Raw genomic sequence first — 10,149 nt, forward strand, 5'->3', positions numbered from 1 at the left:
TGAGCGGGGTGTGCCTGATCGGCGAAGTCGCAAAAAATGATGAACGAGGCCGAGCCTACTGACCGTCTCGCCGGGCTGCATTATGACCCAAATCACAATTCGGTCATGGTGGGTAATTTGGTCGGGTTTGGTCCGACGACCGACGTCATTTCGGCGTGAGTCAAGGGAAGTACTGCATCGATAGGCGTCCGACGCTGGAGCGTTCGGCCTAACAAATCCCAGCTTGCCTCCCATGGGCAACTGGATTTGCGTAAGAGCGAGAATCGCCTGTTAATATCAGCGGCATCCTTTGCGAATTGCGAATAAATCGTCGTTTGCGTCTACCCGGCGGAGAAGTGTGTGAACACACCATTGTTACGCGCGCGAAATTTGCCAGCCGTCCTCGACGGCACCCGTACCCGGATTCAGCCCGTGCTCCGAGGTGCGATCGACTCCCTTCCGCCTGCCATGCGTCTGGTCACCGACTACCACTTCGGGTGGTGCGACCGGGACGGGCGCCCGGTGCCAGGGGACCCCTGGTCCGGAAAGGCGCTGCGGCCCGCGCTGGTACTGCTCGCGGCCAACTCGGTGTCCGGCGCCGACCTCGACGCCCGCACCGAGGGGCCGGTCCTGCGCGCCGCGGTCGCGGTCGAACTGGTGCACAACTTCTCGTTGGTGCACGACGACGTCATGGACAACGACGCGACACGCAGGCACCGCGACACGGTCTGGAAGGTGTTCGGCATCCCGGTCGCGATCCTCGCGGGAGACGCGATGCTGGCGCTCGCGAACCAGGTACTGACCGAGGGCGCGGCACCGGTCACCCCGGCCGCGATCACGATGCTCAACGAGGCCGTGCAGGAGCTCATCGAGGGCCAGTCGCTCGACGTCTCCTTCGAGACACGGGCCGAGGTCGCGCTGGACGAGTGCGCCGCGATGGCGGACAAGAAGACCGCGGCGCTGATGGCCTGTGCGTGCGGGCTCGGCGCGCTGCTTGGCGGCGGAAGCGCCGAGCAGGGCAGGCTGTTGCGCCTGTTCGGCACCCACCTCGGCGTCGCGTTCCAGCTCGCCGACGACCTGCTCGGCCTGACCGGCGACCCTCGGTCGACGGGCAAGCCCGCGAACAACGACCTGTGGACGCGCAAGAAGAGCCTGCCCGTGGTGGCCGCGCTGACCAGCGACACCGACGCCGGGCGGGAGTTGGCCGCGCTGTACGCCAGGACAGAGACGTGGGAGCACGCCGACATGGCACGCGCGCTGGCGCTCGTCGAGGAGGCGGGCGGGGTGGCGTGGACGCGAGCCGAGGCCGCCCGCCGAATCGAGCAGGCACTGTCCTGCCTGTACGAGGCCGGGCTGCGCACAGACCCCGCCGCCGACCTCGCCGGGCTGCTGCGCCTCTCGGCCCGGCGCGACCACTGATGGCACCCGGCCAACGGCTACCGGAGGCGACGACGTTGACCACACCACGAGTGGCGCCCGGCCCGACGGCGGCGTCCGGCGTCGGAAGCGCGCACGCCAAGGCGGTACTGCTCGGCGAGCACGCCGTCCTGTACGGCTCGCCGGCACTCGCCCTGCCGGTGCCCGCACTGCCCGTGACGGCGCGGGCCACCCGGTTCGCAGAGCCGGGCGAGGTGTCGTTCCTGACGACCGGTTCCCTCGGGACCGCGCCCTACCCCGGCGAAGGCCTGCGGGCGGCGGCCGAGGTGCTCGACGGCACCGGCGGACGGAGGGTCGAGGTGCTCCTCGACTCCTCGATCCCCTTCGGCCGGGGGCTCGGTTCCAGTGCCGCCTGCGCACGGGCCGCCGTGCTCGCCATCGCCGATCTGCTCGGCCGCGACCTCGCGCCCGCCGAGGTGTACGAGCTGGTGCAGACCGCCGAGCAGGTCGAGCACGGTCGTGCCAGCGGCGTCGACGCGGTGACCACCGGCTCACCGACACCGCTGGTGTTCCGCGATGGCGTCGCCGAGCCGGTCCACATCGGGTTCCCCGGCGTGTTCGTCATCGCGGACAGCGGCACGACCGGCCGGACCAGGGACGCGGTCCAGCTGGTACGCGCCGGTTTCGAGCGACGGCCGGGGGCGCTGGCGAAGTTCGTCGACGCCGTGACCGCGCTGACCGGCGCCGCCGTGCGCGATCTCGCCTCGGGTAACGCGGCGGGCTTTGGCGCACGGCTCACCGACTGCCACGCCCTGCTCCGCGTGCTGGGGGTGAGCACCGAGCCGCTCGACGTGCTGGTCGACGCCGCACTCGCCGCGGGCGGTCTCGGCGCGAAGCTCAGCGGCGGCGGACTCGGCGGGTGCGTGGTCGCGCTGGCGGACCGGCCGGACCGGGCCCGCGAGCTGGCCCGCGCCCTGCTCACCGCGGGCGCGGTGCGCATCTGGGCGGTTCCGGTCGGGGGGTGTGCTGACGATGGCCGCTGACCCGCGCTCTGCGACCGCGGTCGCCCACGCCAACATCGCGTTGGTCAAGTACTGGGGCAAACGGGACGCCGGCCTGGTCCTGCCGTGGACCGGCAGCCTCTCGATGACCCTCGACGCCTTCTCCACCAGGACCACGGTCCACCTCGACGCGGACGAGGACCGGGTGCGGATCGACGGCGTGCCGGTAACCGGGGAGCAGTACCGCCGCGTCGTCGCGTTCCTCGACCTGGTGCGGGCCATGGCAGGCCGATCCGGGAAGGCCGGGAAAGCCCGTGTGGACAGCTGGAACACGGTGCCCACCGGCGCCGGGCTGGCGTCGTCGGCCAGCGGGTTCGCCGCGCTCGCGGTGGCCGCCGCGGCGGCACACGGGCTCGACGTGGACCCGACCGCGCTGTCGCGGCTGGCCCGTCGCGGCTCCGGCTCGGCGTCGCGATCGGTCTTCGGCGGTTTCGCGCTGTGGCACGCGGGCCACGACGACGCCAGCTCGTATGCCGAGCCGGTGCCATCGCCCGGTTTCGCGCCCGCCATGGTGATCGCGATGGTCGACACCGGGCACAAGTCCGTGTCCAGCCGGGAGGCCATGCGGCGCACCGTCGAGACCTCGCCGCTGTACCGGCCATGGGTCGACTCGGCAGCCGAGGATCTGGCCGGCATGCTGGCGGCGGTGACCCGCGGCGACCTCGACGCCGTTGGCGAGATCGCCGAGCGCAACGCCCTCGGCATGCACGCCACGATGCTCGCCGCGCGGCCTGCCGTGCGGTACCTGTCCCCCGCGACGGTCGCCGTGCTGGACAGCGTGCTCGAACTGCGCAGGGCAGGGGTTTCCGCCTACGCCACCATGGACGCCGGGCCGAACGTCAAGATCCTCTGCTACCCCGAGGACGCCGGACGGGTTGCCGGTGCGGCGTCCGCCGCGTCGGCGCACTGCTCGACCGTCGTGGCGGGCCTCGGCCCCTCGGCCCACCTGGTGGGGCGGCCGTGACCGGGGCGGTCGTCCGGCACGCGCCGGGGAAGCTGTTCGTGGCGGGCGAGTACGCGGTGCTGCGTCCCGGCTCGCCCGCCATCCTGGTCGCGGCCGACCGGCGGATCACCGTCACCGTCACACCAGAGGACGACGACGTGGTGATCGCCTCCGACCTGACCGGGGACGAGGTCCGGTTGAACCGGGCCGACGGTCTCGCCGAGGGTGGCGGCCCGCCGCCCGTGGTGTCCGCGATCGAGGCGGCGGACGAACTGCTTGGTGAGCGGGGGTTGCCGCTGCCAAGGGTCCGGCTCGCGATCGACAGCGACCTGCACGAGAACGGTGTCAAGTTCGGCCTGGGGTCGAGCGGCGCGGTGACCGTGGCGACGATCGCGGCGGTGCTCGCCCACTGCGGCGTATCACTGTCCACAGAGGAGCGGTTCCGGCTGGCGCTGCTGGCCACCGCCCGGCGCGACCCGGATTCCTCCGGCGGCGACCTCGCGGCGAGCACATGGGGTGGCTGGATCTCCTACCGGGCGCCGAATCGGGCCGCGGTCGTCGCGCTGGCGCGGCGGGTCGGTGTCGACGCGGCGCTGCGGGCACCGTGGGCGGGTTTCGAGGTGCGCAGGCTGCCGCCACCGCGCGGACTCGCGTTCGAGGTCGGGTGGACCCGACGACCGGTGTCCACTTCGGACCGGGTGACCGGCCACGCCGTGCGACGGTGGCGCGACAGCCCGGCCTACCGGGTGTTCACCCGCCGCAGCGGCGAGTGCGTGACGGCCGCGGCGGACGCGCTCGAACGCGGTGACGACCGGGCGCTGCTCGCACAGTTGCGGCGGGCACGGCGGCTGCTCGCCGACGCCGACGACCTCGCGGGCCTCGGGATCTTCACCGACAGCCTGACCTCGCTCTGCGACGCGGCCGAAGCCGTTGGCGGCGCTGGCAAGCCGTCGGGCTCTGGCGGCGGCGACTGCGGCATCGCCCTGGTGGACACCGAGCCGGCCGCCGTCGGGCTGCTGCGCGAACGCTGGCTCGCCGAGGGCATCTCGCCGCTGCCCTCCACATCCCCGCATCCGAGAGGACCGCGCAGGTGATCGCCAACCGCAAGGACGACCACGTCCGGCTCGCCATGGAGCACCACCGCACCGGCGGGCACAACGAGTTCGACGACGTCGCGTTCGTCCACCACGCACTCGCGGGCCTCGACCGGGCCGACGTCTCGCTCGACACCCGGTTCGCGGGACTGCACTGGCGGGTTCCGCTCTATGTCAACGCGATGACCGGCGGCAGCCCGAAAACCGGTTTGATCAACCGGAATCTGGCCATCGCCGCCAGGGAGACCGGCGTCCCGATCGCGAGCGGTTCGATGAGCCCGTACTTCAAGGACGAGTCCACCGCGGGCACCTTCGCCGTGCTGCGCGACGAGAACCCGGACGGGTTCGTGATCGCCAACGTCAACGCGAACGCGACCGTCGACCAGGCGACGCGGGCCATCGACCTGCTGCGGGCCGACGCGCTCCAGATCCACCTCAACTCGTTGCAGGAGATCGTGATGCCGGAGGGCGACCGGTCGTTCGCGGCGTGGAGCCGGCGGATCGAGGAGATCGCCGATGGCGTCGGCGTGCCGGTGATCGTCAAGGAGGTCGGCTTCGGGCTCAGCCGGGAGACCGTCACGGCCCTGGTGAAGCTCGGGGTGAGCGTCGCCGACGTCGCGGGCCGCGGTGGCACCGACTTCGCGCGCATCGAGAACAGCAGGCGCGAGTATCGCGACTTCGCCTACCTCGATGGCTGGGGCCAGTCCGCCCCCGCGAGCCTGCTGGACGCCGCCGAGGTGGGGTTGCCGCTGCTCGCGTCCGGCGGGGTGCGCCACCCCCTCGATGTGGTGCGCGGGCTGGCTCTCGGCGCGAGAGCGGTCGGCGCGTCCGGGACGTTCCTCAAGACCGTGCTCGACGGCGGTCCGGACGCACTGGTCGCGCAGCTCTCCGCATGGCTCGACCAGATCACGGCCCTGATGACCGTACTCGGCGCGCGCACCCCCGCCGAGCTGACCGGGTGCGACGTGCACATCCGCGGTGCGCTGCGCGAGTTCTGCGCCGCGCGGGGAATCGTGTCCCGTGGTCGCGCCATCGCACCGGAACCGGAGCTCCGCCATGACCGATGAGCACGCGACCGCCGGGGTACCGATGCGGTGGGTCGGCCCGCTGCGCATCACGGGCAACGTCGCGAATATCGAGACGGAGGTGCCGCTCGCCACCTACGAGTCGCCACTGTGGCCCTCGGTCCAGCGCGGCGCGCGGATCTCGAGGATGGCGCCGGAGGGCATCGCCACGACCCTCGTCGACGAGCGAATGACCCGGTCCGTGCTGGTGGAGGCGGTCGACGCGCGGACCGCGCTCGCTGCCGCGCGCCAGGTCGACGCGCGGTTCGGCAAGCTCCGCGAGATCGTGCGCGCCGGCAGCCGGTTCGCCGACCTGGTCGCCGTGCGCCACGAGATCACCGCCAACCTGCTCTACCTCCGGTTCGAATTCACCACCGGCGACGCCTCTGGGCACAACATGGCGACGCTGGCGGCCGACCTGTTGCTGTCGCACCTGCTCGACACCGTGCCGGGCATCGCCTACTGCTCGATTTCGGCGAACTACTGCACCGACAAGAAGGCCACCGCGATCAACGGGATCCTCGGCAGGGGCAAGAACGTGGTCACCGAGCTGACCGTGCCCCGTGACGTCGTGCACGACCGGTTGCACACGACCGCGGCCCGGATCGCCGAGCTGAACGTGCGCAAGAACCTGATCGGCACCCTGCTCGCGGGCGGCATCCGCTCGGCGAACGCGCACTACGCGAACATGCTGCTCGGGTTCTACCTGGCGACCGGCCAGGACGCGGCCAACATCGTCGAGGGCTCGCAGGGCGTGACCGTCGCAGAGGACCGCGACGGCGACCTCTACTTCTCCTGCACCATCCCGAACCTCATCGTCGGCACCGTCGGCAACGGCAAGGGCCTCCCGTTCGTGGAGACCAACCTGACACGGCTCGGCTGCCGGGCCGAGCGGGAGCCCGGTGAGAACGCGCGCAGGCTGGCCGTGATCGCCGCGGCGACCGTGTTGTGCGGTGAGCTCTCCCTCCTCGCCGCACAGACCAACCCCGGTGAGCTGATGCGCGCGCATGTGCACCTGGAACGCACCGCCGAGAAGATCGGACAGGAGTCATGACCAACGGACCGGCCATCGGGATCCACGACCTGTCGTTCGCCACGACGGAATTCGTGCTGCCGCATGCGGAACTCGCCAGGCACACCGGCGCAGAGCTCGGCAAGTACCACGTCGGCCTCGGCCAACGGTCGATGAGCATCCCCGCCGAGGACGAGGACATCGTGACCATGGCCGCGTCCGCCGCGGCACCCGTCGTCGCCCGCTGGGGTGCCGACCGGATCCGGACCGTGGTGCTGGCCACCGAGACCTCGATCGACCAGTCCAAGGCGGCGGGGATCTATGTACATTCGCTGCTCGGCCTGCCCTCCTCGGCCCGGGTCGTCGAGCTCAAGCAGGCCTGTTACTCCGCGACGGCCGCGCTCCAGTTCGCGGTCGGCATGGTCCACCGCGACCGCGAGCAGTTCGTCCTGGTGATCGCCACCGACGTGTCCCGGTACGAGCTGGGCAGCCCCGGCGAGGCCACCCAGGGCGCGGCGGCGGTCGCGATGCTGGTCGGCGCGGATCCCGCGCTGATGCGCATCGACGAGCCGTCGGGTCTGTGCACGCTGGACGTGATGGACTTCTGGCGCCCCAACTACCGCAGCACGGCCCTGGTCGCCGGCCGGGAATCCGTCTCGGCGTACCTCCAGGCGCTCGAAGGGGTGTGGAAGGACTACACCGAGCGGGGCGGCAGACCACTGGAGGAGTTCCGCGCGTTCTGCTACCACCAGCCGTTCACGAAGATGGCGTACAAGGCGCACCGGCACCTGCTGAGCTTCACCGGTGCCGAGGTCGAGGAGGAGCGGCTGTCCTCGGCGCTCGGCCTGACGACCGCGTACAACGAGGTCGTCGGCAATTCCTACACCGCGTCGGTGTACCTCGCGCTCGCGTCGTTGCTCGACCACGCGGACGATCTGACCGGCGAGGCGATCGCGTTCGTCAGCTACGGCTCGGGCAGCGTCGCCGAGTTCTTCTGCGGCACCGCGGTCCCCGGCTACCGCGAGCACCTGCGCACCGCGGCGCACCGCGCGGCGCTCGACCGGCGGCAACCGATCGACCTCACCGCGTATCGCGCTCTGCACTCCCGCACGTTTCCTGTCGACGGCGGCCACTACCCGACGCCGAGCCAGACCACCGGCGCCTATCGTCTCGCTTCCCTGTCCGGGCACAAGCGCGTCTACGAACGCCGCTGACCCGCCCGTACCGGGATTACCGGCCGCGGCCAAGGAAAGGCGACCACCATGCGTCGAACCATCGGTGTCGTCGGCACCGGGAGCTACCTGCCCGGTACCTCGGTGGGTAACGCAGAACTCGGCGCCGCGGTCGGCGTCACCGACGAGTGGATCACCAGGAAGACGGGCATCCGGTCCCGCAGGCGCGCGGCGCAGCACGAGGCGACATCGGACCTGGCGGCCGAGGCCGCCAGGTCCGCACTTGCCCAGTCCGGCATCACCCCGGACCAGCTGTCCTACGTCGTGATGGCCACCTCGACCCCGGACCACCCGCAGCCGGCGACGGCCGGCATCGTCCAGCACCTGATCGGCGCGACGAACGCGGCCGCCTTCGACGTGAACTCGGTGTGCAGCGGCTTCGTCTTCGCCCTCTCGGTGGCGAGCGGACTGTTGCACGACAACCCCGACGGCTACGCCATGGTGATCGGCGCGGACACCTACTCGAGGATCCTCGACTACTCCGATCACCGGACCGCGATCCTGTTCGGCGACGGCGCGGGCGCGGTGGTCCTGGGCCCGGTCGCCGAAAGCCATGGCCTGCTGGCCAACCGCCTGACCACCCGCGGCGACCAGCACGGCCTCATCGGCGTCCCCGCGGGAGGCAGCCGCCTCCCGGCATCGGCCACCACCGTCGCGGAGGGCAGCCACCACTTCAAAATGGACGGCCGAGGCGTCCGCCGCTTCGTCGAGGACAGCCTGGCGGCCGAGGTCGACGCCCTGCTGACCTCGGCATCCGTACGCCGGGAGGACATCCGCCACTTCGTGCCCCACCAGGCGAACGGCGTGCTGCTGACCGATATCTGGCCGTCACTCGGCCTCACCAACGCCACGTGTCACCTGACCTTGGAGCACTACGGCAACACCGGCGCGGCCTCGATTCCCATCACCATGGACCAGATCCACCGCGACGGCCTCCTGACCGAAAACGACCTGCTGCTCCTGTGCGGCTTCGGTGGTGGCATGTCCGTCGGCTCCTCCCTGCTGGTGTGGACCGCCACCGCGTACGCCCACCCACCGCTAGCCATGGCCGCCGCGCACAAGGAAAGTTGAGCCGCCACCACGCGACGGTGTGGCAGCCCGCACACAGTTTTGGCCCTGTGGGCCATTTTCCCGAATTTCGGGAAACAGTTCACGCACCTGTCCTCAGCCGCTCGTACCGCGGTGGCGCCGACCGGACCGAAGCCCACCACCACGGCAAGCCGCCATGATCGCGATCTGCGCGGTCCTGTACGTCGTCTTCCGCCGCAACCGCTGGCTCTGGTGCCAGCACGATGCGCGTTGCGGATCAGGAGTTCCGGATCGGTTTCGTCGAGCTGCTCGACCGCATTTCCGTAGTCGCTTCGCGGGGTTCACGGGCGCCTTTTCAGCCGTTACGGTGATTCCCTTGACAGCGCTGTTCGGTCACATTTAGCTTGGCGCGTGCAGAAAGCCAGGGGGATGATCGATCCGGCTCTGGTCCGGGCCGTGGCGCCGATCGCGGCGGCCACGGCGCTGGTCGGGGCGTCATTCGGGGCAATCGCGGTGTCGACCGGATTTGATCCGTGGTTGGCGATTCTCATGTCGTTGACGGTCTCGTCGGGCGGCTCGCAGTTCGTCGCCGTCGGGGTGGTGGCCGCCGGGGGTGCGCCGATCGCGGCGGTGGTGGCCGGGTTGGTGCTCAATGCCCGGCATTTGCCTTTCGGGTTGGCGGTCGGGCCGTGGTTGGGCAAACGCTGGTCGACGCGGCTGTTGGGGTCACAGATCATATTCGACGAGTCGGTCGCGTTCGCGCTCGCCTACCGGGACAAGGGAAATGCGCGGACCGCGTTCTGGACCGCCGGTCTGATCCTGTACTCGTGCTGGAACATCGGCACCGCGGTCGGGGTCGTCGCCGGGGAATGGATCGGCGATCCGAACAGCTTCGGGGTGGACGCGGCGTTCCCGGCGGGCATTCTCGCGCTGTTGTTGCCGACACTGCGTGACGGGCAGTCCCGTGCCGTCGCCGCGTTGGCCGCGGTGCTTGCTCTGGTGGCCACTCCGCTGCTGCCACCGGGTGGGCCGGTGCTGGTGGCGCTGGGTGGGCTCGCCGCCGCCGCGCTGCCGACGCCGGGGCGGAAGAAGACCGGTGACGAGAAGGTGGAGTCGTGACCCTCGCCGCGATCCTGGTGCTCTTCGCGGGCACCTACCTGTTCCGGCTGGCCGGTCCGCTGCTGCGCGACCGGGTGGAGCTGCCAGAGCGGGTGGTGCGGATGTTCGGGCTCGGCGCGATCGCGCTGCTCGCCGCGCTGGTCGTGACGGCGGGCCTGACCGCGGACGGCGGGTTCGCGGGCTGGGCGCGCAGCGGCGGGCTTGCGGCGGGAGCCGCGGCGGCGGTGGCCAAGCTGCCG

10 protein-coding genes are annotated in these 10,149 nt (G+C 71.0%); all 10 read left to right on the plus strand.

Annotated features, from left to right (window positions below; translation table 11 throughout):
- Positions 1–411: 411 nt before the first annotated feature.
- A complete protein-coding gene (locus WBA97_RS14105; protein WP_424231238.1) occupies positions 412–1,398 on the plus strand; it encodes a polyprenyl synthetase family protein in 987 nt (328 codons plus the stop codon).
- A gap of 35 nt (positions 1,399–1,433) precedes the next feature.
- Complete coding sequence (mvk, locus tag WBA97_RS14110) at positions 1,434–2,399, plus strand: mevalonate kinase (RefSeq protein WP_424231239.1); 966 nt, start codon at positions 1,434–1,436, stop codon at positions 2,397–2,399.
- Entirely contained in the window at positions 2,389–3,381 is a 993-nt protein-coding gene (gene mvaD / locus WBA97_RS14115; RefSeq protein ID WP_424231240.1) for a diphosphomevalonate decarboxylase, read from the plus strand. The genes mvk and mvaD overlap by 11 nt, the downstream gene beginning before the upstream one ends.
- Positions 3,378–4,454, plus strand: a complete 1,077-nt coding sequence (locus WBA97_RS14120) for a phosphomevalonate kinase (protein ID WP_424231241.1) — start codon at positions 3,378–3,380, stop codon at positions 4,452–4,454. The genes mvaD and WBA97_RS14120 overlap by 4 nt, the downstream gene beginning before the upstream one ends.
- A complete protein-coding gene (gene fni, locus WBA97_RS14125; RefSeq protein ID WP_424231242.1) occupies positions 4,451–5,521 on the plus strand; it encodes a type 2 isopentenyl-diphosphate Delta-isomerase in 1,071 nt (356 codons plus the stop codon). The genes WBA97_RS14120 and fni overlap by 4 nt, the downstream gene beginning before the upstream one ends.
- Positions 5,511–6,572, plus strand: a complete 1,062-nt coding sequence (locus tag WBA97_RS14130) for a 3-hydroxy-3-methylglutaryl-CoA reductase (RefSeq protein WP_424231243.1) — start codon at positions 5,511–5,513, stop codon at positions 6,570–6,572. The genes fni and WBA97_RS14130 overlap by 11 nt, the downstream gene beginning before the upstream one ends.
- On the plus strand, positions 6,569–7,744 hold the full coding sequence (locus WBA97_RS14135) for a hydroxymethylglutaryl-CoA synthase (protein WP_424231244.1): 1,176 nt from the start codon (positions 6,569–6,571) through the stop codon (positions 7,742–7,744). Before WBA97_RS14130 ends, WBA97_RS14135 begins: the two co-directional genes overlap by 4 nt.
- 48 nt (positions 7,745–7,792) lie before the next feature.
- A complete protein-coding gene (locus tag WBA97_RS14140; RefSeq protein WP_424231245.1) occupies positions 7,793–8,833 on the plus strand; it encodes a 3-oxoacyl-ACP synthase III family protein in 1,041 nt (346 codons plus the stop codon).
- A gap of 387 nt (positions 8,834–9,220) precedes the next feature.
- A complete protein-coding gene (locus WBA97_RS14145) occupies positions 9,221–9,910 on the plus strand; it encodes an AzlC family ABC transporter permease (protein ID WP_424231246.1) in 690 nt (229 codons plus the stop codon).
- The coding region (locus tag WBA97_RS14150) for an AzlD domain-containing protein (protein ID WP_424231247.1) at positions 9,907–10,149 on the plus strand (243 nt) is incomplete at its 3' end. The genes WBA97_RS14145 and WBA97_RS14150, both read left to right, overlap by 4 nt.

Origin of the sequence: Actinophytocola sp. (assembly GCF_049647105.1) — a bacterium.
Taxonomy (GTDB): domain Bacteria; phylum Actinomycetota; class Actinomycetes; order Mycobacteriales; family Pseudonocardiaceae; genus Actinophytocola.

What these genes read in the sequence shown, in the direction of transcription:
- mvaD (WP_424231240.1), top strand. Translation starts at nt 2,389, where the DNA reads ATGGCCGCTGACCCGCGCTCTGCGACCGCGGTCGCCCACGCCAACATC.
- WBA97_RS14130 (WP_424231243.1), top strand. Translation starts at nt 5,511, where the DNA reads ATGACCGATGAGCACGCGACCGCCGGGGTACCGATGCGGTGGGTCGGC.
- WBA97_RS14135 (WP_424231244.1), top strand. Translation starts at nt 6,569, where the DNA reads ATGACCAACGGACCGGCCATCGGGATCCACGACCTGTCGTTCGCCACG.
- WBA97_RS14140 (WP_424231245.1), top strand. Translation starts at nt 7,793, where the DNA reads ATGCGTCGAACCATCGGTGTCGTCGGCACCGGGAGCTACCTGCCCGGT.
- WBA97_RS14145 (WP_424231246.1), top strand. Translation starts at nt 9,221, where the DNA reads ATGATCGATCCGGCTCTGGTCCGGGCCGTGGCGCCGATCGCGGCGGCC.